The sequence below is a fragment of the Agrococcus sp. GCM10030265 genome, from assembly GCF_042666675.1.
Taxonomy (GTDB): Bacteria; Actinomycetota; Actinomycetes; order Actinomycetales; family Microbacteriaceae; genus Agrococcus.
This window is the reverse complement of the sequence record NZ_JBHTCZ010000001.1, coordinates 476513-502855: the sequence shown is the minus strand read 5'-3', so window position 1 is coordinate 502855 and position 26343 is coordinate 476513. Positions and strand designations below refer to the sequence as shown.

Annotated in this window: 28 protein-coding genes; 17 read left to right on the top strand and 11 right to left on the bottom strand. The window is 73.5% G+C overall.

Features of this window, described 5'->3' with window-relative positions; all coding sequences use genetic code 11:
• Positions 1 to 2 precede the first annotated feature (2 nt).
• The gene (locus tag ACFQPP_RS02355) at positions 3 to 725 is read right to left on the bottom strand and encodes a hypothetical protein (protein ID WP_376914903.1); all 723 of its coding nucleotides are present in this window, start codon (positions 723 to 725) and stop codon (positions 3 to 5) included.
• 147 nt (positions 726 to 872) lie between these two features.
• Here ACFQPP_RS02355 and ACFQPP_RS02350 point away from each other — a divergent pair, with 147 nt between their 5' ends.
• The 4 genes from ACFQPP_RS02350 to ACFQPP_RS02335 all read left to right on the top strand — a co-directional run bounded on the left by ACFQPP_RS02350 (position 873) and on the right by ACFQPP_RS02335 (position 3832).
• Positions 873 to 1868 (top strand): alpha/beta hydrolase, encoded by a 996-nt coding sequence (locus tag ACFQPP_RS02350; RefSeq protein WP_376914902.1) that lies wholly within the window; start codon positions 873 to 875, stop codon positions 1866 to 1868.
• Positions 1869 to 1933: 65 nt separating this feature from the next.
• Positions 1934 to 2656 carry a FadR/GntR family transcriptional regulator gene (locus ACFQPP_RS02345; protein WP_376914901.1) on the top strand — a complete coding sequence of 241 codons (723 nt, stop codon included), beginning with the start codon at positions 1934 to 1936 and terminating at the stop codon, positions 2654 to 2656.
• Positions 2653 to 3306: a cache domain-containing protein gene (locus ACFQPP_RS02340; RefSeq protein WP_376914900.1), complete on the top strand. Its 654-nt coding sequence runs from the start codon at positions 2653 to 2655 to the stop codon at positions 3304 to 3306. The genes ACFQPP_RS02345 and ACFQPP_RS02340 overlap by 4 nt, the downstream gene beginning before the upstream one ends.
• A 43-nt stretch (positions 3307 to 3349) precedes the next feature.
• Positions 3350 to 3832, top strand: coding sequence for a hypothetical protein (locus ACFQPP_RS02335; RefSeq protein WP_376914899.1), 483 nt, complete (start codon positions 3350 to 3352; stop codon positions 3830 to 3832).
• A 37-nt stretch (positions 3833 to 3869) separates the two neighbouring features.
• On the opposite strand, the gene ACFQPP_RS02330 is transcribed toward ACFQPP_RS02335, so the two are convergent.
• From ACFQPP_RS02330 to ACFQPP_RS02320, 3 genes are all read right to left on the bottom strand, one after another.
• Positions 3870 to 4454, bottom strand: a complete 585-nt coding sequence (locus tag ACFQPP_RS02330; protein WP_376914898.1) for a GNAT family N-acetyltransferase — start codon at positions 4452 to 4454, stop codon at positions 3870 to 3872.
• 13 nt (positions 4455 to 4467) lie between these two features.
• A complete protein-coding gene (purB, locus tag ACFQPP_RS02325; RefSeq protein WP_376914897.1) occupies positions 4468 to 5847 on the bottom strand; it encodes an adenylosuccinate lyase in 1380 nt (459 codons plus the stop codon).
• A gap of 77 nt (positions 5848 to 5924) precedes the next feature.
• Entirely contained in the window at positions 5925 to 6134 is a 210-nt protein-coding gene (locus tag ACFQPP_RS02320; RefSeq protein ID WP_376914896.1) for a hypothetical protein, read from the bottom strand.
• A 26-nt stretch (positions 6135 to 6160) separates the two neighbouring features.
• Between ACFQPP_RS02320 and ACFQPP_RS02315 the strand changes: the two genes are divergently transcribed.
• A complete protein-coding gene (locus tag ACFQPP_RS02315) occupies positions 6161 to 6697 on the top strand; it encodes a CGNR zinc finger domain-containing protein (RefSeq protein WP_376914895.1) in 537 nt (178 codons plus the stop codon).
• 3 nt (positions 6698 to 6700) lie between these two features.
• Here ACFQPP_RS02315 and ACFQPP_RS02310 read toward each other — a convergent pair whose 3' ends face one another.
• Positions 6701 to 7219 (bottom strand): low molecular weight protein-tyrosine-phosphatase, encoded by a 519-nt coding sequence (locus ACFQPP_RS02310; protein ID WP_376915290.1) that lies wholly within the window; start codon positions 7217 to 7219, stop codon positions 6701 to 6703.
• Between the two features lie 113 nt (positions 7220 to 7332).
• Here ACFQPP_RS02310 and ACFQPP_RS02305 point away from each other — a divergent pair, with 113 nt between their 5' ends.
• Positions 7333 to 7605, top strand: a complete 273-nt coding sequence (locus ACFQPP_RS02305) for a hypothetical protein (RefSeq protein WP_376914894.1) — start codon at positions 7333 to 7335, stop codon at positions 7603 to 7605.
• Positions 7602 to 9062, top strand: coding sequence for a hypothetical protein (locus tag ACFQPP_RS02300; RefSeq protein ID WP_376914893.1), 1461 nt, complete (start codon positions 7602 to 7604; stop codon positions 9060 to 9062). Before ACFQPP_RS02305 ends, ACFQPP_RS02300 begins: the two co-directional genes overlap by 4 nt.
• Positions 9063 to 9081: 19 nt before the next feature.
• Here ACFQPP_RS02300 and ACFQPP_RS02295 read toward each other — a convergent pair whose 3' ends face one another.
• Together ACFQPP_RS02295 and ACFQPP_RS02290 are read right to left on the bottom strand one after the other, a co-directional pair.
• The gene (locus ACFQPP_RS02295) at positions 9082 to 10029 is read right to left on the bottom strand and encodes an NADP-dependent oxidoreductase (RefSeq protein ID WP_376914892.1); all 948 of its coding nucleotides are present in this window, start codon (positions 10027 to 10029) and stop codon (positions 9082 to 9084) included.
• 61 nt (positions 10030 to 10090) lie between these two features.
• Positions 10091 to 10498, bottom strand: coding sequence for a phage holin family protein (locus tag ACFQPP_RS02290; RefSeq protein ID WP_376914891.1), 408 nt, complete (start codon positions 10496 to 10498; stop codon positions 10091 to 10093).
• A 100-nt stretch (positions 10499 to 10598) separates the two neighbouring features.
• Here ACFQPP_RS02290 and ACFQPP_RS02285 point away from each other — a divergent pair, with 100 nt between their 5' ends.
• The 6 genes from ACFQPP_RS02285 (at position 10599) to ACFQPP_RS02260 (ending at position 17152) form a co-directional block, all read left to right on the top strand.
• Positions 10599 to 11657 (top strand): histidinol-phosphate transaminase, encoded by a 1059-nt coding sequence (locus tag ACFQPP_RS02285; protein WP_376914890.1) that lies wholly within the window; start codon positions 10599 to 10601, stop codon positions 11655 to 11657.
• The gene (locus ACFQPP_RS02280) at positions 11654 to 12781 is read left to right on the top strand and encodes a thiamine pyrophosphate-dependent enzyme (RefSeq protein WP_376914889.1); all 1128 of its coding nucleotides are present in this window, start codon (positions 11654 to 11656) and stop codon (positions 12779 to 12781) included. The genes ACFQPP_RS02285 and ACFQPP_RS02280 overlap by 4 nt, the downstream gene beginning before the upstream one ends.
• 71 nt (positions 12782 to 12852) lie before the next feature.
• Positions 12853 to 13818 (top strand): alpha-ketoacid dehydrogenase subunit beta, encoded by a 966-nt coding sequence (locus ACFQPP_RS02275; RefSeq protein ID WP_376915288.1) that lies wholly within the window; start codon positions 12853 to 12855, stop codon positions 13816 to 13818.
• A 7-nt stretch (positions 13819 to 13825) separates the two neighbouring features.
• Positions 13826 to 15148: a dihydrolipoamide acetyltransferase family protein gene (locus ACFQPP_RS02270; protein WP_376914888.1), complete on the top strand. Its 1323-nt coding sequence runs from the start codon at positions 13826 to 13828 to the stop codon at positions 15146 to 15148.
• A gap of 86 nt (positions 15149 to 15234) precedes the next feature.
• Positions 15235 to 16752: an alpha,alpha-trehalase TreF gene (treF, locus tag ACFQPP_RS02265; protein ID WP_376914887.1), complete on the top strand. Its 1518-nt coding sequence runs from the start codon at positions 15235 to 15237 to the stop codon at positions 16750 to 16752.
• Between the two features lie 49 nt (positions 16753 to 16801).
• Positions 16802 to 17152 (top strand): nuclear transport factor 2 family protein, encoded by a 351-nt coding sequence (locus ACFQPP_RS02260; protein ID WP_376914886.1) that lies wholly within the window; start codon positions 16802 to 16804, stop codon positions 17150 to 17152.
• Positions 17153 to 17164: 12 nt separating this feature from the next.
• On the opposite strand, the gene ACFQPP_RS02255 is transcribed toward ACFQPP_RS02260, so the two are convergent.
• The gene (locus ACFQPP_RS02255) at positions 17165 to 17437 is read right to left on the bottom strand and encodes a hypothetical protein (protein WP_376914885.1); all 273 of its coding nucleotides are present in this window, start codon (positions 17435 to 17437) and stop codon (positions 17165 to 17167) included.
• A gap of 104 nt (positions 17438 to 17541) precedes the next feature.
• Positions 17542 to 18066: a hypothetical protein gene (locus tag ACFQPP_RS02250; RefSeq protein ID WP_376914884.1), complete on the bottom strand. Its 525-nt coding sequence runs from the start codon at positions 18064 to 18066 to the stop codon at positions 17542 to 17544.
• Positions 18067 to 18240: 174 nt separating this feature from the next.
• On the opposite strand from ACFQPP_RS02250, the gene mgrA reads away from it, so the two are divergent.
• The 4 genes from mgrA (at position 18241) to nhaA (ending at position 24435) form a co-directional block, all read left to right on the top strand.
• The gene (gene mgrA, locus ACFQPP_RS02245) at positions 18241 to 19308 is read left to right on the top strand and encodes an L-glyceraldehyde 3-phosphate reductase (protein ID WP_376914883.1); all 1068 of its coding nucleotides are present in this window, start codon (positions 18241 to 18243) and stop codon (positions 19306 to 19308) included.
• A gap of 86 nt (positions 19309 to 19394) precedes the next feature.
• Positions 19395 to 20915, top strand: a complete 1521-nt coding sequence (locus ACFQPP_RS02240; protein WP_376914882.1) for a serine/threonine-protein kinase — start codon at positions 19395 to 19397, stop codon at positions 20913 to 20915.
• 96 nt (positions 20916 to 21011) lie between these two features.
• Positions 21012 to 22460, top strand: a complete 1449-nt coding sequence (locus tag ACFQPP_RS02235) for a serine/threonine-protein kinase (RefSeq protein ID WP_376914881.1) — start codon at positions 21012 to 21014, stop codon at positions 22458 to 22460.
• 136 nt (positions 22461 to 22596) lie between these two features.
• Entirely contained in the window at positions 22597 to 24435 is a 1839-nt protein-coding gene (nhaA, locus tag ACFQPP_RS02230) for a Na+/H+ antiporter NhaA (RefSeq protein WP_376914880.1), read from the top strand.
• 102 nt (positions 24436 to 24537) lie between these two features.
• Here nhaA and ACFQPP_RS02225 read toward each other — a convergent pair whose 3' ends face one another.
• A complete protein-coding gene (locus tag ACFQPP_RS02225; RefSeq protein ID WP_376914879.1) occupies positions 24538 to 25485 on the bottom strand; it encodes a GlxA family transcriptional regulator in 948 nt (315 codons plus the stop codon).
• 100 nt (positions 25486 to 25585) lie between these two features.
• Complete coding sequence (locus ACFQPP_RS02220; RefSeq protein ID WP_376914878.1) at positions 25586 to 26215, bottom strand: isochorismatase family protein; 630 nt, start codon at positions 26213 to 26215, stop codon at positions 25586 to 25588.
• Positions 26216 to 26343 lie beyond the last annotated feature (128 nt).

Genomic DNA, 26343 nt, shown 5'->3' with positions numbered 1-26343 from the left:
GGTCAACCTGCCGTCGAGAACTGGAGTGCGGAGAACTGGGCGACGAACTCGTCGGTGATCCGGCCCTGATCCTCGGCGTTCTCGTCGAGCTCGTCGGCCGCGTCCTCGAGCGCGGCGAGGTCAGCCTCGAACGCCTCCAGCTCGCCGACCGCTCCCTGGACGAGGGGTGCGTCGGACATCTGCTGGATCAGGTGCTCCCCCACGCCCATGAGCGGTTCTGCGACGAGCCCGAGGATCTGCGTCATCGCCTGCTCGATCGCGACGTTCGTGAGGAAGTCGAGCGCCTTCTTGCGGGCGGCGATGATGGCCACGTTCGCCGCAGCGCTGAGGCCGAACGTGAAGGCGGCCGAGGCGATCGCCGCGGCGATCTGCGCTGCCGTGATCACGAGCTCGGCGATGACCTTCAGCTTGAGCGCGATGACGGCATCCGCGAGCACGTCCAGGCCGGTCGAAGCCGGCGGGATGAGCTCCACGAAGCCCTGCATGTTGTTCGACCGGTTGTCGGTCCAAGCGCCACCGAAGCTCGCCCCAGCCTGCGTGCGATAGCCCGGAACGATCTTGTCGCTGATGATCGAGTCGGCCCTGCGGATGGCGGCATCGAGGTCCTCTCCGTACTGCCGCAGCAGCACTGCACCCTTCTGAACCTCGTCCTCGTCGATCTCGGGCCAGTCGTAGCCGAGCATGTTGAGCACCCAGGCGAGCTCGCTGGGGATGGTGATCGCCACGTGCCACCTCCTCTTCCCGTCGAGCACGAAGGTACGGCGGTCGGCTGGAGGGCACCATGGGGAGAACTGCCCGGCCGCCGAACCCGTGCAGGACGCATCCGCGGCGCGAGGACCGCCCCGTCAGGTGCCGCGGCTATCGTGGCGGTCATGGAGGGCGGCTGGCGCGACGACGTGCTGGGCGCGGGCTTCCAGCAGCGCACGCTCGACCTCCGGCCCGATGACGAGGGCGACGTCGTCGCGACGCTCGTGCGAGCGCTGCCGACGCGGCGCAGGCTGTGGCAGCGCGAGCGCGACCTCGAGGACGTCGACGTGCTCTACGTGCACGGTTGGTCCGACTACTTCTTCCAGTCGCGGCTCGCCCGCTTCTTCACCGACCGCGGCGCGCGCTTCTTCGCGCTCGACCTGCGCAAGTACGGCCGCAGCATCCGGCCCCGCCAGACCCTCGGCTTCGTCGCCGATCTCGGCACGTACGACGAGGACGTCGAGGCCGCGCTCGCGGCCATGCGCGAGGGCGGAGGAGCGGATGGCCGCAGGCTCGTGCTCATGGGGCACTCGACCGGTGGCCTCACGCTGAGCCTCTGGGCGCACCGGCATCCCGGCGTGGCGAGCGCCGTCATCCTCAACGCGCCGTGGCTCGAGCTGCAGTTCGGCGCCCGCTCGCGCGCGGCGATCACGCCGGTCGCCGAGCTGCGCGGCCGCATGTCGCCGCTCGCCCCCGCGCCGCAGATCGACCTCGGCTACTACGCTCGCGCGCAGCGCGAGACGTTCGACGCCGACGACCCGTACGTCGTCGACCATGCGTGGCGACCCGAGATCGCGATGACGGCGCACGCCGGCTGGATCCGCGCCGTGCTCGCCGGTCATGCGCGGGTCGCAGCGGGCCTCGCGATCGACGTGCCGGTGCTCGTGCTGCTGTCGACGCGGTCGATCCTGCCGACGCGCTGGTCGAGCGACCTGACGCGCGTCGACACCGTCATCGCCGTCGATCCCGTCGCGCGCGCAGCGCTCAAGCTGGGGCCGTCGGTGACGATCGAGCGCATCGAGGGTGCGCTGCACGACGTCTTCATCTCGCGGCGCGAGGCACGAGCGGATGCGTACGCGCGGCTCGAGCGCTGGGTCGACGGCATGGTGGCGCTGCGCTGACGCCCAGTCGACGGCGCTAGCGTGAGCGCACGGATCCTCGGATGGGAGGTGCGATGGAGCAGCCGGTGACGCTGGCGCGGTCCGCCGTCTTCGCGCCCATCGAGGAGCTCGGCCGATGCGAGGCCGTCACCGCCCGCCTCGAGGAGGCGATCGTGCTCGGCATGCTCGCGCCCGGTGAGCGGCTGCCGTCGGAGTCCGCGCTCGCCGAGCGCTTCGGCGTCGCGCCCGCGACGGTGCGGGAGGCGCTCGCCGACCTGCGCGAGCGCCGCCTCGTCACCACGCAGCGCGGCCGCAGGGGTGGCTCGTTCGTGACCATGGACGAGGCGGATCGCGTCGCCGCGGTCGAGCAGCGCATCCGATCGCTCTCGAGCGACGAGCTCGCCGACATCGGCGTGCACGCGATGGCGATCGGCGGCACGGCCGCGGCGCTCGCAGCCTGCGAGGCGTCGCCGTTCGAGCTCGACGCGCTCGCCCGCGACGCCGAGACCATCGACCTCGACGACGAGCTCGCCGCTCGCCGCGCCATCGGCGGCTTCCAACTGCAGGTCGTGGCGCTCAGCAGGTCGGTGCGGCTCGTGCGCGAGCAGGTGCGCTTCCAGCACGGCGACGGGCCGATGCTGTGGGCGTCGCTCCATGACGCCGAGGAGCGGCGCATCGCGCGCCTCGGCGCCGGCATGCTCGTGCACGCGCTGCGCTCGGGCGACCCGGACGAGGCACGCGACATCGTGCAGCGCGCGGCGGACCGCGGCGTGCGGTGGCTGCTCGACACGAAGCGGAGGCTCATGTGAGCGCGATCGAGGCGATCCAGGGGATCATCGCCGACGTGTCTGCGGTGCAGCAGCGGCTGCTGCGCGACGTCGGCCGCGTCGAGTCGGATCCCGTCATCGCATCCGCCGTCGTCGCCGACGTCGCGGCCGAGGAGCTCACGGCGCGCACCGCCCTGTTCGGCTTGGGCTACGTCGTCGCCCCCGAACGCCACGGCAGCGCGCTCATGTCGTGGTGGCAGGCGCTCGGCGACGCGCGCGAGGTGCGCAGGCTCGACGCCGGCGCGACCGGCACGGGCACCGTGCGCTCGTACGAGGAGCTCGAGTGGTACGCCGTGCCGAGGCGCACGGGCGAGCCGCACATGACGGGCCCGTACGTCGACCTGCTGTGCACCGACCAGGCGACGCTCACCTTCACGACCCCGCTCGTCGTCGACGGCGCGTTCGGGGGCGTCGTGGGAGCCGACGTGACGGTGCGCTCGTTCGAGTGCGCCGTTGCGGATGCGCTGCGCGCGGCGGGAGAGGGCGCGCTCGTCGTGACCGACGAGGGCCGCGTCGCCGCATCCACCGACCCGACGGTGCTCGTGCAGCGCCGCCTCGCCGCGGGCGCCCTCGACGGCTACGCGCTCGAGCGCGTGCCGGGAGCGCCGCTGTCGGTGGCCGTGCCGCGCTGACGCGCCCCGAGCACCGCGATCACGGGCCACAGGGAGGGACGAGATGAGCACCGACCAGCAGATCGCCGCGGAGTCCGACGAGCGACGGCCGACCTGGGGCTCGACCTCGGGCCCACGCGCGCTCCTGCCGTTCGGCGTCGGCCTCGTGGTGGTGTGCTGGATCGCAGCCCGCGGCTCCGTCGGTGGGGGATCGGGCGGCGTCACGGGCGATGGCGCATGGCTCGACGCGAACGGCGACATCACCACCGTCCCGCCCGAGACGTACTCGATCGTGCTCTCGCCCTCGCCGCTCGTGCTCATCCTCGCGCTGCTGCTGCTCGCCGTGGCGTGGTGGACGCGCGATGCACGCGGCATCCCGCGGTGGCTGAGCCCTGCGTTCGCAGCGTCCGGGATGCTCGTGCCGATCGTGGTCATCGCCGCGACGTGGATGTGGATCCGCGGCTTCGAGCACCCGTGGGTGCTGGGGCAGGCGATCGAGGGCCCTTGGTGGTCGACGACGACCGTCACGATCGACCGCATGGAGTGATCGGCGCCACGGACGGAGCGTGTGCGGGACGTCCGCGTCAACGCACGCGCTCCTCGCGCAGCACGCCGTAGACGAGCGCATCGTGCACGCCGCCCGACCAGCGGCGAGCCGAGCGCATGCGCGCCTCGAGCGTGAAGCCGGCCGCCTCGGCCGCGCGCTGCATGCCGACGTTGCCCGAGTACGTCGCGAGGTCGAGGCGCAGCGCGTCGGTGACGGCGAAGAGGTGGTCGGTCCAGAGCGACAGCGCCTCGCGGCCGACGCCGCGGCCGCGGGCCGCGTCGTCGTACAGCACGATGCCGATGCGTCGCCAGTCGGTCTCGCGGCTCTCCCAGTACCAGGAGACGCAGCCGAGCACCGCATCCGTCACGGGGTCGGCGATCGCGAGCGACGCGCGCGGCAGCGGCACCTCGGATGCGGGCATCGCCGCCAGGGCGAGGTAGCCCTCGCGCACGCGCGACATGTCCTCGGCGGTCGGCCTGCCGAGGTACGGGCCGTTCGTGTCGTGCCACGACGCACGCGGGTCGAGCAGCGACCGCAGCGCCTCGGCGTCGCCGAGCGCCCAGTCGCGCAGCACGCAGCGCGAGCCGACGATGCGGATGCGCTCGGCCCGCTCCGCCCTCATCGGTGCGGCGAGCTCACGGCGCGAGATCGGTGAGCTCGGGCGCGAGCCCCACGTACGTGCCGGGCGTCAGCGTCTTCAGCCGCTCCTTCGCCGCATCCGAGATGTCGAGCCCGTCGACGAACTCGGCGAGCTCGGCCTGCCCGACCCGGTGCCCGCGCGTGAGGCCCTTCAGCTGCGCGTACGGATCCTCGATCGACGAGTTGCCGGCGAGCACCTCGGCGCGGATGACCGTCTGGATGGCCTCGGCGAGCACCTCCCAGTTGCCGTCGAGGTCGGCGGCGAGCCGTGCGGGGGCGACGGCGATCTCGCCGAGTCCCTTGCGGAGGTTGTCGAGCGCGAGCAGCGAGTGGCCGAGGGCCACGCCCACGTTGCGCTGCGTCGACGAGTCGGTGAGGTCGCGCTGCAGGCGGCTCGTGACGAGCGTCGCGGCGAGCGACTCGAGGAGCGCGCTCGCGATCTCGAGGTTCGACTCGGCGTTCTCGAAGCGGATGGGGTTGATCTTGTGCGGCATCGTCGACGAGCCCGTCGCACCCTCGACGGGGATCTGCGTGAAGTAGCCCATCATGATGTACGTCCACACGTCGGTGGCGAGGTTGTGCAGGATGCGGCCCGCGTGGCTGATGCGGCTGAAGAGCTCGGCCTGCCAGTCGTGGCTCTCGATCTGCGTCGTCAGCGGGTTCCACGTGAGCCCGAGGCCCGCGACGAACTCCTTCGCGAGGTTCGGCCAGTCGGCCTGCGGGTCGGCAACGACGTGCGCCGAGAACGTGCCCGTGGCGCCGGCGAACTTGCCGAGCACCTCGACGTCCTCGATCTGGCCCGCGACGCGCTCGAGGCGCCACGCGAAGACCGCGATCTCCTTGCCGAGCGTCGTCGGCGTGGCCGGCTGCCCGTGCGTGTGGGCGAGCATCGGCTGGTCGCGGTGCTCGACCGCGAGGCCCGACAGGCGGCCGATGACCTCGCGCAGCGCCGGCATCCACACCTCGTGCACGGCGTCGCGGATCGTGAGGGCGTAGGAGAGGTTGTTGACGTCCTCGCTCGTGCAGGCGATGTGCGTCGCCTCGGCGAGCGCGTCGAGCCCCTGGGTCGCGAGCCGGTCGCGCACGAGGTACTCGACGGCCTTCACGTCGTGACGGGTCACGGCCTCCTTGGCCGCGAGCCAGTCGATCTCGGCCTGGCCGAAGCCCGCCGCCCACTCGCGCAGGCTCGCGGCATCCGCCTCGGCGATCGCCGGCGTGCCGAAGAGGCCTCGCTCGGCGCAGAAGATCAGCCACTCGACCTCGACGTGCACGCGCGCCCGGTTGAGCGCCGCCTCCGACAGGTGCTCGCCGATCGCGCCGACCTGGGAGCGGTAGCGGCCGTCGAGGGGGGAGACGGGCTGCGGGGGAAGGGTCATGACGTCCTCGGGGTCTGCCTGGGGCGCTGGCGCGCGCGGACGTGCCCCATCATCCCATCGCCCACGTCGCCGCGGGGTCAGCGGCGGTGCGCGACGATCGTGCTCGCGGCCGCGGGGGGAGCGGAGGCCGCGGGCTCGAGGTCGACGCGGCGTGCGCCGCAGGCGGCGCAGCGCACGTAGCGCACGGTGCCCTCGGAGGTGGCGTGCGTCGACTCGGTCGTCCAGCCGTGCTCGTGCACGGCGATCGGCTGCGTTCGGGGGTGCTGGGCGAGGGTGGTGGAGGTCACGAGAGCGAGCGTGCTGTAATGCCGTTGTGCAACTCAACCCTTACGGCGAGTACGCGGTGCTGCTCGCCGCATCCCTCGCCAACGACTGGCCGAGCGACCGCGACGGCATCGTGGCGCGCACGTACGAGCACGGCATGACCGCCGTCTACGCACCCGCCGCGTCGGCCGATCACGCGCGCACGCGCGCCGTCGTCGACGACTGGCTCGCCGTCGTCGACGCCCGCGATCCCGACGAGCGCGCACGGCTGCTCAACGAACGCATGGCCGCTGCGACCGCATACCCGAGGCTCACCGACCACGACGGCGCCTGGCACCTGCACTACCGCGACGACGACCAGCGACTGCCGCAGGTGCTGAGCGCCGTCATCGCCGTCGGCACCGCGCTGCACGTGACGACGCGCGGCATGCACCGCCTCGGGCGCTGCGCCGCGGGGCTCGCACCCGGCGACCCGTGCGATCGCGTCGTCGTCGACGTCACGCGCAACGGTCGGCAGCGCTACTGCTCGGTGCGCTGCGCGAACCGCGACGGGGTGCGTCGCCATCGGGCGCGCGCCCGCGGCTGACGCTCAGCCGCGCCTGGATGCGGCGAGCGCCGGATGGATCTGGCGGAACAGTCGCCTGCACGCCGACTCGATCTGGGCGAGCACGGCGTCGAACGTCTCGGGCTCCGAGTAGTAGGGGTCGGGCACGTCGAGCGTCGGAGGGTCGGGCTCGAACGCCATGAGCAGCCGCACCTTCGACCGGGCGGCGGGGTCGCGGGCGAGCTGCCGCAGCACGCGCTCCTGGCCGCGGTCGAGCGCGATCACGAGGTCGAAGCGATCGAACCACTTTCGCGTGAAGTGCTTCGCGCGGTGCTCGGATGCGGGGTAGCCGGCACGCTCGAGGGTGGCGATCGTGCGCTCGTCGGCGGTCTCGCCCACGTGGTAGTCGCTCACGCCCGCGCTCGTCACGACGATGCCATCGGCGACGCCGTGCTCCTCGGCGAGCCTGCGCAGCACCGCCGACGCCATCGGCGAGCGGCAGATGTTGCCCGTGCACACGAAGCAGATGCGGAACCGCGAGTCGTCGAGCGAGACGCGGTCCATGGGCACGTGCTCATCATGGCAAGGATCCCGCACAGGCGGCAGTGGCCTGCCGCCATCCACAGGTCGGTCGGCGCTCGAGGGGGACGCCCGAAGCACCCGGGCAGGGTGCCGCCATGCACATCGCACCCGTCCCCGACGCCGACCCGTCCATCGCGGCCGTGCGCGCCGCAGCCCGTGCGTCGCTGCAGGCCCTCGGCGACGACCTCGTCGCCGCCACCGGCGCCGCACGCGACGCCGCATCCGCCGTGCCGACGACGACGCTCGCATGGGCGGGCATCGACGCCGAGGCGTTCGCCGGCGTCATGGAGCGGCTCCGCGCCGATGCCCTCGCCGTGCGCGACGCCCTCTCGACCGCGTCGGCCATCGTGGCGTCCGAGCTCGCATGAGCGTCACGGCGTGGGATCCCGGCGCGGGCGCGGCGCTCGCAGCCATGCTCGACGCCCTCGACCTCGACCTCGAGCGCACGCAGGGCATCCTGCGTCGCCGCGGCAGCCCGGTCATGGGGGCAGGGGTGCCGTACTCGAGCGAGGCCGTGCTGCACGCGCTCGCGCTCGCCGACGACGCGGAGGCAGGATGCGCTGCCGCCCGCAGGAGGCTCGCGGACACGCGCGTCGCCGCGGGCGCGGCGTTCTGGGCGCACGACGCCGCCGAGGCGGCGACCGCCCTCGCCGTGCAGGCCGTGGGCGGGGCCGTGGCCGCGGGGCTCGGCACGGTCGTGCTCGGGGGGCTGCTCGCGACGCTCGCGAGCCTGCCCGTGGCGGCGCCGGCGTGCCTGCTCGCCGCCGGGCTCGCGCAGACGCCCATCCCGGGCCTCCTGCTCGACGTGGCAGGGCGCGTGCTGGCACCGCTCGCGCCGTCGCTGCCGGAGCTGCTGAACGATCCTGCGTTCGTCGATGCGCTGGCGCTCGCGGTGCAGTCGGCCGACGAGGCCCTCGCGGGGCTCGCAGGGCTCGGCATCGCGAACCCGCTGCTGCCGTTCCTCGCCCAGGGCCGGCCGGACGACGCGGGGCTCTCGTCGGCGGCGGGCGTCGCGCTCGCGGTGGCGCTCGCCGTCACCGGCAACGGCATGCGGCTGCCGGGCGCCGCGGTCACGCGGGCCGAGCCGCAGCCCGCGCCGCCACCGCCGCAGCCGCCGATCGCCTCCTACGCCGCAGCGTTCGAGCGGCTGTCAGCCGACGGCCCGTCGATCGAGGTGCAGCGCTACGCCCTGCCGGACGGCACCGTCGTCTGGCAGGTGCTCGCACGCGGCACGGCGTCCTTCGCGATCGACGACCCGTCGACCGCCTACGACCTCACGGCCAACATCGAGAACGCCGCGAACGCGCAGGGTCGCCCGCTCGTCGGCAGCGCGGCAGCGGTCGAGCAGGCGCTCGCGGCTGCGGGCGCCCGGCCCGGCGACGTCGTGCAGATGTTCGGCTACTCGCAGGGTGGCGCGGCCGTCGCGGCCGCCGCCGGCGGTGCGTACGCCGTCGACGCCGTCGTCACCTTCGGCGCACCCGTGGGCGCCACGCCCGTGCCGCCGGGCACGACCGCCGTCGCCGTGCAGCACGACTCCGACCTGGTCGCCTCCCTCGGCGGGGTGCACGGCGACGACCGGCTCGTGCTCGAGGCATCGCCCGACCTCGCGCGCATCGAGACCGACCGCTACGACCCGGCGGGGCAGCCGCTCTCGACCGTGCCCGTCGGCGGGCACCACCCCGAGGCCTACGCGGCGACGGCCGCCGAGCTCGACGCCCTCGACGACGACCTCGTGCAGGGCGTGTGGGGCGAGGTGGGCGCGGCGACCGCCGGCGCGACGGCGAGCGGCGCCGTCGGGTTCGACGTCGTGCGGGACGCGCCGTGAGCGGTCGCCGCGCTGCCCCTCAGTCGGAGACGTGGATGACGAGCTTGCCGCGCGTCGCGCCCGTCATGCTCTGCGCGAAGGCACCGGCGACGTCGGAGAGCGGGAAGGAGCCCGCGATCTCGACGTCGAGCTCGCCGTCGGCGGCACGCTGCGCGAGCGCCTCGAGTCGCGGGCCGTCGGGCCGCACCCACACCCAGCGGCCGCCGCGCTCGTCGGCCGAGCTGTCCGTGATCGACGCGTGCCGACCACCCTCGCGCAGCACCGCGAGCGTCTGCTCCATGACGCCGCCGACGAGGTCGACGACCGCGTCGACGCCGTCGGGCGCGAGCTCGCGCACCGCATCCACGAGCCCGTCGCCGTACGCCACGGGCTCGGCGCCCAGCGCGCGGAGCCGATCGTGGCCTGAGGGCGAGCCCGTGCCGATCACGCGGGCGCCGCGCAGCCGAGCGAGCTGCACCGCGAGGGTGCCGACGCCGCCGGAGGCGCCGTGCACGAGCACGACGTCGTCGGCGCCGACGCCCGCGGCGTCGAGCACGCGCTCGGCGGTGAGCCCGGCGAGCGGCAGCGCGCCGGCCGCATCCCACGACAGGCCAGCAGGCTTGCGGGCGACGTCGGCGACGCGCACCGTGACGAGCTCGGCGAACGTGCCCTGCTGCACCCAGTCCTTGCGCGCGTACGACAGCACCTCGTCGCCGACCGCGAGCTCGGGCACGTCGGGCCCGAGGGCGTCGACGACGCCCGCGACGTCCCAGCCCGGCACGATCGGCAGCGCGTGCGGCATGAGGCCGCGCAGACCGCCGCTCAGCACCTTCCAGTCGACGGGGTTCACGCCGGCGCGGCGCACGCGGATGCGCACCTCGCCGGGCCCCGGGGTCGGGGCGGGCACGTCGCGCAGCCGCAGCTGCTCGGGGCCGCCGAACTCGTCGTAGACCATGGCCTGCATCGTGGGCACGGAGGAGTCGCTCATGCCGCCATCCAACGACGCACGCGGCTGGGCATTCCAGCCCTTGCCGCGGCAGCCATCGCACTCAGTCGCGGTCGCGCTTGCGGTCCTTGCGCCACAGCGGCTTCGTGACGACCGTCACGAGCCACGTGCCGAACGAGATGAGGATCGCCGAGAGGAAGCCCCACCAGAAGCCGTCGAGGCGCAGGCCGAAGCCGACGGCCTCCGAGATCCAGTGCACGCTCATGAGCAGCAGCGCGTTGACGAACAGCGCCGCGATGCCGAGCGTCAGCAGGTAGATGGGGAACGCGACGATCCGGATGAGGTTGCCGATCGTGGCGTTGATGACGCCGAAGACGACGGCGACGAGCAGCAGGGTGCCGACCTCGGGCCCCACGCCCGGCTCCCACGGCACGATGTGGATGCCGGGGACGATGAGGGTGACGACCCAGATCGCGAGGGCCGTGCCCGCGAGCCGCAGCAGGAAGCGCATGGGCCCATCCTCGCATCCACCGCGCCGAACCCGGCGGAGAAGCCGGCGGTGCATCCGCGTGCATGCCCCATCCGAGCTCGCATCGCCCTAGCCTGGGTTGGTGCCAGTACGACTGCGTGACGCGATCCAGGCCATCCCCGCCTACAAGCAGGGCAGGCCCGCACCCGAGGGCGGCTTCAAGCTCTCGAGCAACGAGAACCCCTTCCCGCCGCTGCCCGCGGTCGTCGACGCGGTCGTCGCCCAGGCGTCGACCGTGAACCGATACCCGGCAGCCGGCGCGCCCGCCCTCGTCGCGGCGCTCGCCGCGAAGCACGGCGTCGAGCCCGAGCGCATCATGGTGTCCGACGGCTCGGTCTCGGGCATCATGCAGCTCGTGACGGCCGTCGCGGGGCCGGGCGACGAGGTCGTCTTCGCGTGGCGCTCGTTCGAGGCCTACCCGCTGCTCGTGCAGGTCGCCGGAGCGACGCCCATCATGGTGCCGCTCACCGAGACCGCCGAGCACGACCTCGACGCCATGGCCGCCGCGATCACCGAGCGCACGCGCGCCGTGTTCGTCTGCAGCCCCAACAACCCCACGGGCACCGTCATCACGCAGGAGCAGTGGGACGCCTTCATCGCGAAGGTGCCCTCGGACGTGCTCGTCATGCTCGACGAGGCCTACATCGAGTTCGTGCAGGTGCCGACGGTCGACGGCCTCGCCGCGCAGGCGGCCCACGACAACGTCGTGATCCTGCGCACCTTCTCGAAGGCGTACGGCCTCGCCGGCCTGCGCGTCGGGTACGCGATCGGCGACCCGGCGATCATCGGCCCCGCGACGATCGCGGGCATCCCCCTGTCGGTCACGGGTCTCGCGACCGCCGCCGCCCTCGCGAGCCTCGAGGCCGAGGGCGAGCTCTTCGCACGCGTCGAGCAGCTCGCCACCGATCGCGACGCCCTGCAGCGACGCCTCGCCGACGAGGGCCTCGCCGTGCCCGTGACCCAGGGCAACTTCGTCTGGGTCGCGGCGCGACCCGAGCAGGCGGAGGCGATCGCCGACATCCTCGACTCCGTGCGCATCGTCGCGAGGCAGTTCCCCGACGGCGTGCGCATCACGGTCGCCGAGCGCGAGGCCCACGACGGCATCGTCGAGGCCGTGCGCCGCATCCGGGAGCTCGCGTGACGGTCGCGCTCACCGATCGCGACGAGCCGCTGCGGCTGCTCGACGCCGACGGCGCGCTCGTGCTGAGCGCCGACACCGAGCGGTGGCACGCGCTCGCCGAGCAGCTGACGCTCGACGACCGCATCGCGATGCACCGCGCGATGGTCGAGACGCGCGCCGTCGACATGGAGGCCCGCAACCTGCAGCGGCAGGGCAGGCTCGGCCTCTGGGTGCCGTCGGTCGGCCAGGAGGGCGGACAGGTCGGCATGGCGTTCGCGATGCGCGAGCAGGACACCGTGTTCCCCTCGTACCGCGAGCACGTCATCGCGCACGTGCGCGGCGTCGAGTGGCTGCAGATCATCGACGTCTTCCGCGGCGCGCGGCACGGCGGCTGGGATCCGTCCGAGACCCGCGGCTGCCGCATCTACTCGCTCGTGATCGCGACGCAGGCGCTGCACGCGACCGGGTACGCCATGGGCGCGACGATGGACGGCGCGGTCGGCTCGGGCGACCTCCAGCGCGACGAGGCCGTGCTTGTCTGCTACGGCGACGGCGCCTCGAGCCAGGGCGACGCATCCGAGAGCCTCGTGTTCTCGAAGACGTACGACGCGCCCCTCGTGACGTTCATGCAGGACAACAAGTGGGCGATCTCCGTGCCCTCGCGCGTGCAGTCGCGCACGCCGCTGCACCTGCGCGCCGCGGGCTTCGGCCACCGCGCGCACTGGATCGACGGCAACGACCCGCTCATCGCGTTCGCGGTCGGCCGTGCCGAGCTCGACGCCGCACGCGCTGGCGAGGGTCCCGGCTACATCGCCGCCGACACGTACCGCATGGGTGCGCACACCACGAGCGACGACCCGACCCGCTACCGCACGAGCGACGAGGAGGCGGCGTGGCAGCGCCGCGACCCGATCGCGCGTCTCGCGGCGCACCTGCGCGCGCAGGGCGTCGAGGATGCGCTGCTGCAGCAGATCGACGCGGAGGCGGCCGACACCGCCGCCGACGTGCGCCGCCGCACGCTCGAGGCGCCGACGCCGCCGAGCGACGTCATCTTCGACCACGTCTACGCCGACCCGCACGCACCGCTCGCCGCGCAGAAGCTCGCGCTCGCCGAGTTCGAGGCATCGTTCGGAGGGGACGCATGAGCGACACGACGACCGAGACCGCACCCGCGCACGCCGCCCCCGCGGGCGCCACCCAGGCCGGCACCGTGCAGATGCCGATCGCGAAGGCCCTCACCGCGGGCATGCGCGCGGCGATGGCCGCAGACGACAAGGTCGTGCTGCTCGGCGAGGACATCGGTCCGCTCGGCGGCGTCTTCCGCGTGACCGATGGCCTGCAGGCCGAGTTCGGATCGTCGCGCGTGCTCGACACGCCGCTCGCGGAGTCGGGCATCGTCGGCTCCGCCATCGGCCTCGCGATGCGCGGGTACCGGTCGATCTGCGAGATCCAGTTCGACGGCTTCGTCTACCCCGCGTTCGACCAGATCACGTCGCAGCTGGCGAAGCTCACGTCGCGGCACCAGGGCGCCGTGACCTTCCCCGTCGTCATCCGCATCCCCTACGGCGGGCACATCGGCGCGGTCGAGCACCACCAGGAGAGCCCGGAGGCGTACTTCGCGCACACCTCGGGCCTGCGGGTCGTGTCGCCGTCGACGGCGAACGATGCGTACTGGATGATCCAGCAGGCCATCCAGGGCAACGACCCCGTGATCTTCCTCGAGCCGAAGGCCAAGTACTGGGCGAAGGGAGAGGTCGACCTGTCGGCGCCTCCCGGGCCCCTCCATCGCTCGGTCGTCGCGCGGTCGGGCACCGACGTCACGCTCGTGGGCCACGGCGCCATGGTGCACGTGCTGCTGCAGGCGGCGCAGATCGCCGAGGGCGAGGGCACGTCGTGCGAGGTCATCGACCTGCGCTCGCTGTCGCCGATCGACTGGCAGCCCATCGTCGAGTCCGCGCAGCGTACGGGCCGCGTCGTCGTCGCGCAGGAGGCGCCCGGCCACGTGTCGGTGGGCTCGGAGATCGCCGCGACCATCCACGAGCGCGCGTTCTACTCCCTCGAGGCGCCCGTGCTGCGCGTCTCGGGCTTCGACGCACCCTTCCCGCCGGCTGCGCTCGAGGCCGTGTACCTGCCGGACGCCGACCGCGTGCTCGACGCGGTCGACCGCGTGCTGGCCTACTGATGGAGGCATGATGCAGGAGTTCCGACTGCCGGATCCCGGCGAGGGCCTCACCGAGGCCGACATCGTCGCGTGGAAGGTCGCCGTCGGCGACGAGGTCGCCGTCAACGACGTGATCCTCGAGATCGAGACTGCCAAGTCGCTCGTCGAGCTGCCGAGCCCGTTCGCCGGCCGCGTCGAGGCGCTGCTCGCCGAGCCGGGCGACACCGTGGAGGTGGGTGCACCCATCATCCGCATCGCGGATGGCGACGAGGCGGCTCCCGTCGACGTCGACCCGTCGGCGCTCGAGGCGCAGGAGGCCGCGGCCGACGCGCACGCCTCGATCACGCACGACGAGCCGGGCGCCGTGCTCGTCGGCTACGGCGTGCGCGGCGATGCGCAGACCCGTCGCCGCAAGCCACGCACCGTCGAGCAGCCGCCCGTGCGCACCGAGCCCGCACGCCCCGCGTCCGTGCCGGCCGCATCCGCGTCGCCGATCATCGCGAAGCCGCCGATCCGCATGCTCGCGCGCGACCTCGGCGTCGACCTGTCGACCGTGGTCGGCTCCGGGCTCGCCGGCGAGGTCACGCGCGACGACGTCGTGCGCGCCGCCGAGCAGCCGAGCGTCTTCAAGAACCTCGAGACGCCGGCCGCGTGGTCGGGCGACCGCGAGGAGCGCATCCCCGTGAAGGGCGTGCGCAAGGCGATCGCGGCGGCGATGGTCGAGTCGGCGTACTCGGCGCCGCACGTGAGCGTCTTCGTCGACGTGGATGCGACGCGCACCATGGAGTTCGTGGCGCGCCTGAAGCAGTCGACGGACTTCGCGGGCGTCAAGGTGTCGCCGCTGCTCATCATGGCGCGCGCCGTGCTGTGGGCCGTGCGCCGCAACCCGAACGTCAACTCGACGTTCACGGGCGACGAGCTCGTCGTGCACCACTACGTGAACCTCGGCATCGCGGCGGCGACGCCGCGCGGCCTGCTCGTGCCGAACGTCAAGGATGCGCAGGACATGTCGCTGCTCGAGCTCGCGAAGGCGCTCGAGCACCTGACGCTCACGGCGCGCGACGGCCGCACGCAGCCCGCAGACCTCGCTCGCGGCACCATCACGATCACGAACATCGGCGTCTTCGGCATGGACACGGGCACGCCCATCCTGAACCCGGGCGAGACGGGCATCATCGCGCTCGGCACGATCAAGCAGAAGCCGTGGGTGGTCGACGGCGAGGTGCGCCCGCGCTTCGTGACGACGGTGGGCGGCTCGTTCGACCACCGCGCGATCGACGGGGACGTCGTCTCGCGCTTCGTGGCCGACGTCGCGTCGATCCTCGAGGAGCCTGCGCTGCTGCTCGACTGACGACGGTGGGCGGGCGTCGTCAAGCGGCCCTGCCGCATCCGTCCGCCCTGCTTGACTGGGTGGACGCCGACCCAGGGAGCCGACCGATGCCCGCCGACACCCTCTCGCCCGCCGACCGCTACCAGGAGCTCTTCCTCGCGGTGCAGACGGGCGAGATCTTCCCCGACTCGAAGACGTTCGTCGACTGCGTGCCGCTCGAGGATCCCGAGCAGATCCTGCGTGACTACCGCAGGCACCGGCACGACGAGGGCTTCGACCTCGCCGCGTTCGTCGCCGAGCGCTTCGACGAGCCGAGGACGGCGCACTCGTCGTTCGAGCCGCATGCGAGCGACGACCTCGCCACCCACATCGAGCGGCTGTGGGATCCGCTGACGCACGACGTCGAGCCGCGCAGGCTCGGCTCGCTCATCGACGTGCCGAGGCCGTATCCCGTGCCGGGCGGTCGCTTCCGCGAGCTCTACTACTGGGACACGTACTTCTCGATGCTCGGGCTCGCGACGAGCGGCAGGCACGAGGCGATCCGCGACGCGCTCGCATGCTTCGCCTCGCTCATCGAGCGCTACGGACACGTGCCGAACGGCAACCGCACGTACTACCTCACGCGGTCGCAGCCGCCGATGCTCGCCTGCATGGTCGAGCTCGCCGAGCGGTGCGGCGCCGCCGACCCCCTCGACATGCTGCATGCGCTGCGTCGCGAGCACACGTGGTGGGTCGACGGCGGCGACGCGCTGCGCCCGGGGGAGACGCACCGCCACTGCGTCGCGATGCCGGACGGCGCCGTGCTGCAGCGCTACTGGGACGACCGCGACACCCCTCGCGAGGAGTCGTACCGCGAGGACGTCGCGACGGCGCGGGCCTCGGATCGACCCGCGCACGACGTCTACCGCGACCTGCGGGCGGGCGCCGCGTCGGGATGGGACTTCTCGTCGCGCTGGAACGACGAGCCGAGCGACCTGTCGACCATCCGCACGACGTCGATCGTGCCCGTCGACCTCAACGCCTTCCTGCTCGTGCTCGAACGGCTCCTCGCGCGCCTCAGCGACGAGGACGGCGACGCGACGTCGGCGCAGGCGTTCGCGGAGGCGGCGGATGCGCGCGCCGCCGCGATCGACCGCTGGCTGTGGAGCGACGAGGACGGCGTCTTCCTCGACTACGACCTGCAGCTGTCGGGGCTGCGCGCCTCGGTGAACGGCGCATGCGTCGCGCCGCTCTTCGTCGGCTGCGCGAGCGACGAGCAGGCCAGGCGCACCGAGGAGGCCGTGCGCGCACGGCTCCTGCGGCCGGGCGGGTTCGGCACGAGCGAGCACGAGACGGGCGACCAGTGGGATCGCCCGAACGGCTGGGCGCCGCTGCAGTGGCTCGCGATCGAGGGGATGCGTCGCTACGACCTGCCGCTCGGCGACGAGATCGCCGAGCGCTGGCTCGCGTCGGTGCAGGCGGTCTTCGATCGCGAGCACATGCTCGTCGAGAAGTACGAGCTCACCGCCGCCGCCGACTCGACGGGGCTCGGCGGAGGTGGCGAGTACGAGCTGCAGGACGGCTTCGGCTGGACGAACGGCGTCACGGCGGCGCTGCTCGCCGAGCGGGCGCCGGCCGCGCGGTAGGGCATCCGCCGCCGTCGCTCGCTACGCTCCCCACCAGGAGGGCGATGCGATGACGCGTGCCGAGGACTTCGTGCAGCGCTACGTCGAGGCGTGGCGCACCGAGGACGACGACGTCGTGCGCGCCGCGTTCGCCGGCGACGCGATCTACCGCGGGCATCCCTCCGACGACGAGCCGGCGATCGGCATCGACGCGATCGTGCGCATGTGGCACGAGGATGCCGACGCGCCGGGCTCATGGACGTTCGAGTGGCACGTCGTGGCCGAGCAGGGCGACGTCGCCGTGATCCAGGGCGTCACGACGTACGCGGACGGGTCGACGTACGACGTGCTGTGGGTCGTGCGGCTCGACGACGCCGGCCGCGCATGCGACCTCACCGAGTGGTTCGTGCGCCGCGACTGAGGCGCGAGCCGGTCAGCGGAACGTGCGACCGTCGTCGCACGACACCGCATCGGTGAAGTCGTCGGCGTCGATGCGCTCGTCGAGGTCGCTCGGCGCCTCGAGCACGGGGAGCACGGCGACCTCGACGGTCGCCGCCTCGAGGACGTCGGCCGCGTCGGCGCATGCGGCGACGACCACCCATGCGGAGCCGTCGTCGTTCGCGTCGTAGGCGGGCGCGACGTCCAGCAGGACGGACACGTCCTGCACGAGCAGCGTGGTGTCGATGGAGAGGGCTGAGGTCAGCATGTCGAGCCGCTCACCGACGAGGGCGCCGGGGGCGACGTCGTCGTCCGCGGCGCATCCTGCGAGGGCGCATGCGAGCCCCGCGACGGCGATCGCAGCACGGCTCGTCAGAACCCGCACGAGAGCTGTCCAGACGACGGGCTGAACGCCTGCGCCCTGTTCGGGCTCGTACGCACCGTGACCCACCGGGAGGGGCCGACGCGCGGGCGCTGCAGCTCCTGACGCACGACGGTGTAGACGTAGCGCGTGCCCATCGCCCGCGCGCGCCACGTCTGGCCGGCCCGCATCGGCGGTGACGTGCAGCCGACCGTCAGGGTCACGGTGGTCGCAGCGCTGATGCCGAGGCTCGCGGCGATCTCCGCACGCGTCGCACCGATCTCGGCGGTGATGGTGCGGGTCGCGTTGCGCCCGGAGGTGATGGCGCAGACCCCGCCGTCCGACGAGACGGAGCATCGCGCGATCTCGCCACCGAGCGCATACGACGTGGTCGTCACGTTCGTCGCGAGGAAGCGTTGCGCCGCCGCGTCGGCGGTCGACGCCGGCGCCGTCGCGAGGGCGACGCCGAGCAGCAGTGCGGCAGCGGCGAGCATCCCGCGGCGGGGCTCGCGGAGGGAGGGGGTCGAAGAAGTCATAAGGTCCTCGTTGTCGGGTGTGCTCCGATCGTGCGCCTCCCGCGCCCCAGCCCACGCGCTGCGGCGACCGATTCGCAACCAGGGGTGACACGACCGCGTTCCACGAGCGCCGGTCGCACCGCCGACGAGCCGCGCGGCGCAGGCTCGACACCCGCGATCGCTAGTGTCGGACGAGTGAGCGATGACGCACGCTGGACCCAGGACCTGCACGACCTCCACGCCCCCTACCGGGCCGCCGCCGACCGGTACGCCCGCGGCGGCTACCGCCAGGTGGGCGACTCGGGGCTCTACCTCCCGCCGATCTCGCTGGGGCTGTGGTGGAACTTCGGCGACAACATCGCCTTCGACAAGCAGCGCGCGCTGCTGCGACACGCGTTCGACCGCGGCATCACCCACTTCGACCTCGCGAACAACTACGGCCCGCCTCCCGGCTCGGCCGAGACGAACTTCGGCCGCATGCTGCGCGAGGATCTCGCGCCGTACCGCGACGAGCTCGTCATCTCGTCGAAGGCCGGCTACGACATGTGGCCCGGGCCGTACGGCTCGTGGGGCTCGCGCAAGTACGTGCTCGCGAGCGCCGAGCAGTCGCTGACGCGCATGGGCATCGACCACGTCGACGTCTTCTACTCGCACCGCGTCGACGGCGTGACGCCCGTCGAGGAGACGATCGGCGCGCTCGACGCGCTCGTGCGCCAGGGCAAGGCGCTGTACGTGGGCATCTCGTCGTACTCGGCGGAGCGCACGGATGCGGCCGTCGCGGTCGCGAAGGATCTCGGCACGCCCCTCGTCATCCACCAGCCCGCGTACTCGATCCTGAACCGCTGGGTCGAGGACGGCCTCACCGACTCGCTGCGCACCCACGGCATGGGCGCCATCGCGTTCACGCCGCTCGCGCAGGGCCTGCTCACCGACAAGTACCTCGGCGACGGCACGGCCGACCGCGCGCAGCAGCGCGCATCCCTGCCCGGCGGTCGCCTGAAGGACTCGACGGTCGCGACGCTGCGCGAGCTCGACGGCATCGCGAAGGAGCGCGGGCAGTCGCTCGCGCAGCTCGCGCTGCAGTGGGTGCTGCGCGACGAGGTCGTGGCGTCGGCGCTCATCGGCGCCTCGCGCCCCGAGCAGATCGACGAGAACCTCGCAGCCCTCGAGGGCGCGCCGCTGTCGGATGACGAGCTCGCCCGCATCGACGAGCTCGCGGGCTCGGTCGACGTCGACCTCTGGGCGCCGTCGGCCAACCGCTAGCCGCCGGCTCGCCGCGCGCGCAACCGGGCGCGCGCGGCGAGCGGCGCATCTACCATCGGCTCGGGGCACGACGAGGGACAGAGGTCATGGACGGCGACAGCCAGCACGACGCCTTCGCGCCGGGCGCGCTCCTCGCCGGCCGCTACCGCATCGGCGAGCGCATCGCCCGTGGCGGCAGCGGCGCCGTGCATCGAGCCACCGACGAGGTGCTCGGCCGCGACGTCGCCGTGAAGGCCGTCGCGAGCACGGCGACGGACGCCGCGACCGCCGAGCGGGAGCGCCTCGAGATCGACCTGCTCGCCACGCTGAGCCATCGGTCGCTCGTCACGATCTTCGACGCGGTGCCGACGCGCATCGACGGCGTCGAGGGCATCGCGCTCGTCATGGAGCTCGTCGACGGCCCGACGCTGGGCGCTCGCCGCGCCGAGGGCCCCATCGTCGCCTCCGAGCTGCGACGGATGGCGCAGGACGTCGCCGAGGCGCTCGCCGTCGTGCACGCCGCCGGGGTCGTGCACCGCGACGTGAAGCCGTCGAACATCCTGCTCGCACCGTCGCCACTGCCCGAGCACGAGTTCGACGCGCGCCTCGCCGACTTCGGCATCGCGGCCGTCGAGGGCGCCGAGCCCATGACGGCCACCGGCACCGTGCTCGGCACGGCCGCCTACCTGAGCCCCGAGCAGGCGACCGGCGGCCGCGTCGGCCCCGCGGCCGACGTCTACGCCCTCGGCCTCGTGCTGCTCGAGGCGATCACGGGCGACCGCGAGTTCCCCGGCCCCGCGATCGAGGCGCTCACGGCGCGCATGCTGCGCGACCCCGTCATCCCGCCCACCGTCGACGCCCGCTGGACGACGCTGCTGCGCAGCATGACGATGCGCGAGCCCGACGCGCGACCGACCATCGACGAGGTGCGCGAGTCGCTCGCGCGGCTCGACGGCGTGCCGATCACGGTCGGCGACGCGGGCGACGATGCGGATGCGGCGACCACGACGCTGCCGCTCGCCGCCGTCGCGGGTGCCGCCGGTGCTGGTGCCGCCGTCGCGGGTGCCGCTGGCGCTGCGGACGCCGGGGCTGCCGCCGCATCCGACCCCACCGCCGCCACCGCCGCCGTGCCCGCCGCGGCAGCGGCCTCGACGGCGACGACCGTCATGCCTGCCGTGCAGGCCGACCGCGGTGCGCTCGGCGACACGCGCGCGCGCCGACGCAGGCTCGGGGTCATCGCGGCCATCGCGGCCGGCGTGCTCGTGCTCGGCGGCATCGGCGCGCTCGCGCTGCAGGCGATCCAGCGCGGCGACGACCCCGCGCCGAGCAGCCCGGCCGAGGTCGCCGATCCCTCGCCGGAGCCGTCGCAGACGCCGACGCCCGAGCCCACGCCGACGGAGGAGACCGAGGCGCCCGCCACCTCGACCCCGCCCTCCGCCCCGCCGTCCGAGCCGGCCCCGAGCGAGCCCGCACCGGCCCCGAGCGAGCCTGCACCCACGACGAGCCAGCCGGCGCCGCCACCCGCGCCCGAGCCCGTCCCGACGCCCGTCCCCAGCGCGCCGGTGCCGAGCGAGCCGGCGCCCACGGAGACGACGCCCGTCGACCCCGTGCCCACGTCGACCCCGTAGGCGAGCCCCGTCGACGCCAGCATCCGCATGCACGCCGCGGCCGTCTCGCGCAACCCTCGCGAGGCGCGAGCGGGCAGGCCGTAGCCTCGACGAGTCATGGACGTCGAGCATCACTCATCCGGCCTCGCTCCCGGCTCGCTGCTCGCAGGCAGGTACCGGGTCGGGCCGCTGCTCGGTGCCGGCGGCATGGCGAGCGTGCACCGCGCGACCGACGAGGTGCTGCGCCGCGACGTCGCCATCAAGGTGCTCGAGTCGCCGCGCGACGACGACGCCAGCCGTCGCCGAGGCCACGCCGAGGTCGAGCTGCTCGCGACGCTGAGCCACCGCTCGCTCGTGACGATGTACGACGTCGCGACGGTGCGGCTCGGTGGCGAGATGCACACCATCATCGTCATGGAGCTCATCGACGGGCCGACGCTCGCGCAGCGTCGCGCGCGCGGGGCCCTCTGCGACCTCGACCTCGCGCGGCTCGCGATCGACATGGGCGAGGCGCTCGCGGTCGTGCACGCGCGCGGCGTCGTGCATCGCGACGTCAAGCCCTCGAACATCCTGCTCGCCCCCTCGCCGCTGTCGCGCCGCGAGTTCGACGCACGGCTCGCCGACTTCGGCATCGCGACGCTCGACGGCGGCGCGCGCCTCACCGCCACCGGCGCCGTGCTCGGCACCGCCGCGTACCTCAGCCCCGAGCAGGCCCTCGGCGGACGTGTGACGCCCGCCGCCGACGTCTACTCGCTCGGGCTCGTGCTGCTCGAGGCGATCACGGGCGCGCGCGAGTTCCCCGGACCCGCGCTCGAGGCCCTCTCGGCCCGCGTGCTGCGCGATCCCGTCGTGCCGGACGCCATCCATCCGCAGTGGGCGGCCCTCCTGCGTGCCATGACGTCGCGCGAGCCGGAGGATCGGCCCTCGGCCGAGGAGGTCGTCGAGATCGTCGCCGAGCTCGAGGCCGCACGCAGCCCGATCCTCGTCGAGCAGCCCGCGAGCACCGATGCGACGCGCGTGCTGCCCGCAGGGGCAGCGGTCGCAGCGGCGGCCTCGTCGGCTGCTCGCACCACGCGCGCGTCCCGGCCCCCGGCTGCCGCGTCGCACCGCCGTCGCCCGCGACGCGCGGTGGTCGTGGGGCTCGTGGGCGGGCTGGCCGCGGCGGCCGTCGCCATCGTCGCCGTCGCGTTGCAGCCGGCCCTCGGCGACGTGGCACCGAGCGCACCCGCCGAGGTCGCCGAGTCGAGCCCGCCCGCTGCGCCGTCGCCGAGCGCACCCGTCGCGGCGCCCGAGCCGACCGCGGTGCCCGTCGAGACGGCACCCGTGCAGCCCGCGCCCGCACCGGTCGAGCCGGGCGTCGCCGACGGCGGCGCCGGCACCGATGCGAGCACCGTCGCCGTGACCGACGCTGGCGACGCCGGGACGAGCGGCTCCGGGAACGGCGACGGCGCGGGGAACGGCAACGGCCCCGGCGGCAGCTCGGGCAGCAACCCGGGCAACGGCTCCGGCGGCAATTCGGGCAGCAACTCGGGCAACGGCAACGGCAACGGCAACGGCAACGGCTAGCGACCGCGACGGCTGATCGCCGAGCAGGGCACCGCCAGGACCCCCGTCGCCGGGAAGCCACGACGCCGCGACCGCGTTCGACCACGCCGACGGGTACCGTGCAGGCACGGGCGGGTTGCGGCGAGAGGCGATGCGGATGGCACGTGGCGTGGGATGGGCGCAGGCCGTGATCGATCGGCTGCGCACGGAGTCGGGGAGCGCGCTGCTGCTCGTCGCGGTGTCGGTCGTCGCCCTGCTCTGGGCCAACTCGCCCTGGTCGCAGACGTACGTCGACCTGTGGCACACGCATGCGGCGGTGACGATCGGCGACTTCGCCATCGACCTGAGCCTGCACCACTGGGTCAACGACGGCCTGATGGTGATCTTCTTCTTCCTCATCGGCCTCGAGGTGCGCGAGGAGCTCGCCGTCGGATCGCTGCGGCAGCGCAGCCGCGCGCTCGTGCCGCTCGTCGCAGGCCTCGTGGGCGTCGCGCTGCCCGCGGCGATCTACCTGCTCGTCGCCGGGCGTGACGCGCCCGACGGGTGGGGCGTCGTCATCGGCACCGACACGGCCTTCCTGCTCGGCGCGCTCGCCCTCGTCGGCCCGCGCATGTCGAGCCAGCTGCGGGTCTTCCTGCTCACGCTGACCGTCGTCGACGACTTCCTCGCCGTCGCGATCATCGGGGTGTTCTACACCGACGACGTGCAGCTCGTGCCGCTCGGCATCGCCGCGGCGAGCCTGCTGCTGCTCTTCTGGCTCGGGCGCGCGCGGCAGTGGCGATCGAGCCCGTACGTCGCCGTCATCGTGGTGCTGTGGGCTGCGACGCTGCTGTCGGGCATCCACCCCTCCCTCGCGGGCATGGCGGCGGGCCTGCTCGTGCCGGCCGCCGCCACCGCGCGAGGCGACGTGGTGGCCGCGAAGCACCTCTTCCGCGACTACTGGCAGTCGCCCGACGCGAGCGTCGCACGCTCGGTGCAGCGGGGGCTCGCGCGATCGATCTCCGTCAACCAGCGTCTGCACGAGGTGCTGCGCGGGCCCGTGTCGCTCGTGATCGTGCCGATCTTCGCGCTCGCGAACGCCGGCGTCGACCTGCGCGGCGGCGTGCTGGGGGAGGCGCTCACGAGCCCCGTGACGTGGGGCGTCGTCGCCGGGCTCACGCTCGGCAAGCTCCTCGGCATCGCGCTCGGCGCCTGGGCCGCGGTGCGCGCGGGCCTCGGCCGGCTGCCGGACGGGGTGGGGCCCGGCAGCGTCGCGGGCGGTGCGGCGCTCTCGGGCATCGGCTTCACGATGTCGCTGCTCATCATCTCCCTCGCGTTCGAGGGCTCGACCGCGGATGCCGCCACGGTCGGCGTGCTCATCGCCCTCGTGCTGTCGTGGGCGCTCGGCTGGATCGTGTTCCGCGTCGCGCGCACGCGCCTCGGCGAGACCGAGGCCGATCTGCCCTCGACCCTCGAGCCGGCCTTCGACCCCGAGCTCGACCACACCCGGGGGCCGGAGGGTGCGCAGCTCACGATCGTCGAGTACCTCGACTTCGAGTGCCCGTTCTGCGCGCGTGCGACGGGGATGTGGAAGGACATCCGCGACCACTTCGGCGACCGCATCCGCTACGTCGTGCGGCACCTGCCGCTCGACGACGTGCACCCGCACGCGCGCGGGGCGGCGATCGCGGCCGAAGCGGCTGCGCGGCAGGACCGGTTCTGGGAGATGCACGACGTGCTGTTCGCCAACCAGTCGGCGCTCGAGGCCGACGACCTGCGGCGCTACGCCGAGCAGATCGGGCTCGACCTCGAGCGCTTCGACGCCGACTGCGCCGACGAGGCGACGGCGCGACTCGTCGAGAAGCACGTGCGCAGCGCCCGCTCGAGCGGTGCGCGCGGCACGCCGACGTTCTTCGTCGACGGCACGCGGCACCGCGGGCCGCACGACGGCCGCACGATGATCGCCGCGATCGAGGCGCGCGCAGCGACGCTCGCATCCGCGAGGCGGCGCTCCTAGCCCGCGCCGCTCGGCGAGACGTGCACGTGCGCGGACCGGCAGCTCGCGTGCGACCGTGCCGAGTCGCTCACGTGCACATCTCGCCGCCGACTCCGCGTCCGTTCACACCCGAGTGCTGAAGCGGCGTCGATAGTCGGAGGGCGTGCTGCCGAACTCGGCTCGGAACGCCTGCCGAAGCGTGATGGGGCTGCCGAAGCCGCACGATGCCGCGATCTGCGCCACGGAGAGGTCGGTCGCCTCGAGCAGCCGTCGAGCCTCGTCGAGCCGCCGCGACCGCACCCAGGAGGCGGGCGTCGTGCCGGTCGAGGCGCGGAACGCGCGCACGAAGGTGCGGCGGCTCATGAGCGCGGCGGATGCGAGGCGGTCGACGGTCAGCTCCTCGTCGAGGTGCTCCAGGGCCCAGCCCATGGCGGCGGCGGTCGGATCCGACTCCGATCGCTCGGGCACGGGCCGCTCGATGTACTGCGCCTGGCCGCCCTCCCGATGCGGAGCGACGACGAGGCTCCTCGCGACCCTGTTCGCCGCGTCGGCGCCCAACCGGGTCCGCACGACGTGCAGGCACGCGTCGAGGCCGGAGGCCGTGCCTGCGGAGGTCAGCACGTCCCCGTGATCGACGTAGAGCTCAGCGGCGTCGACGTCGACGTCGGGATGCGATCGCGCGAGCTCGGCGGCCGCCTGCCAATGCGTCACGGCGCGCCTGCCCTGCAGCACGCCGAGCTCGGCGATGGCGATCGCGCCCAGGCAGAGTCCCGCGAGCGTCGCGCCCCGCGCGTGCGCCTCGAGCAGGGAGCGGCGCAGCGCCGGCCGGGGAGGGTGGGCGTGGGCGAGCCACGACGGCACGACGACGAGGTCCGCGTCGTCCGCGGCGTCCAGCCCGGCGACACGACCGATCGAGTACCCCTCGTCGGTCCGGATCGATCCGGCGCGCTCCGAGAAGAGCACCGTCTCCCAGTCGGCGATCCCCTGTCGAGCCACCTCGCCGAACACCATCTGCGGGACCGCGAGGTGGAACATCGTGATCCCGTCGAAGGCGTAGATCGCGATCCTCACCCGTCGACCTCCTGCCGCCCCGCGATGCCATCCGGCGCGACCGAGCCTGGCATGTCCCGCCGGTGGCGGTGCTGCTCCGCCACGGCGTCCGCCCCCTCGGTCAGGCGGCTGCAGCGCCCTGCGTCGCCGAGGTCAGGAGGTCGCTCTTGGCGATGGGCGTGGACGTCGACGCAGCCCGAGACCACGCGGCCGTCGTCGTGACCGCGGCGAAGTTCGAGTGCAGCAGCACCATGAGGGTCTCGTGCAGCTGCCGCGCCGACACGGTGCCAGCCTCGTTCGCGAGGTGGATGGCGCCGGTCGCGTCCGACAGCACCTCGACGTCGAGCCCGAGGGGCTCGGCGGCCGCGGCCGACCCGATGACGCAGTTGTTGGTCATGTACCCGACGAGCGTCACCGTCTCGACCTCGAGGTCTCGCAGCCACGTCACGACGCTCGCATCGGCGAAGACGCTCGCGACCGACTTCGTGCTGCGCTTCCATGCGGGTGTCTCGCGCTCGGCGATGACGGGGTGGAGCCGCCACCCCTCGGAGCCCTCGGCGAAGACCGGTGCACCGGCCGGCGCCTCGTGCTGGACGACGACGATGGGCAGGCCAGCGGCCTCGGCATCGTCGATCGCCGTCGCGATGTTCGCGAGCGACTCCTCGCGCGGGGGGTGGTGGACGGCCAGCGGGCCATCGAAGTACTCCTGCTGCACGTCGATGACGATGAGTGCGCGGCGCGTGTACGTCATGGGATCCCCTCGGTCAGGCGGGCGGTGGTCGCCACGAGACCAGCGTCCACGATCGCCACGCACGGCGTGAGTGGCACGGATGCCGATGAACGATGGGATCGAGCCATCCTGGACGCGGGTCGTCAGCG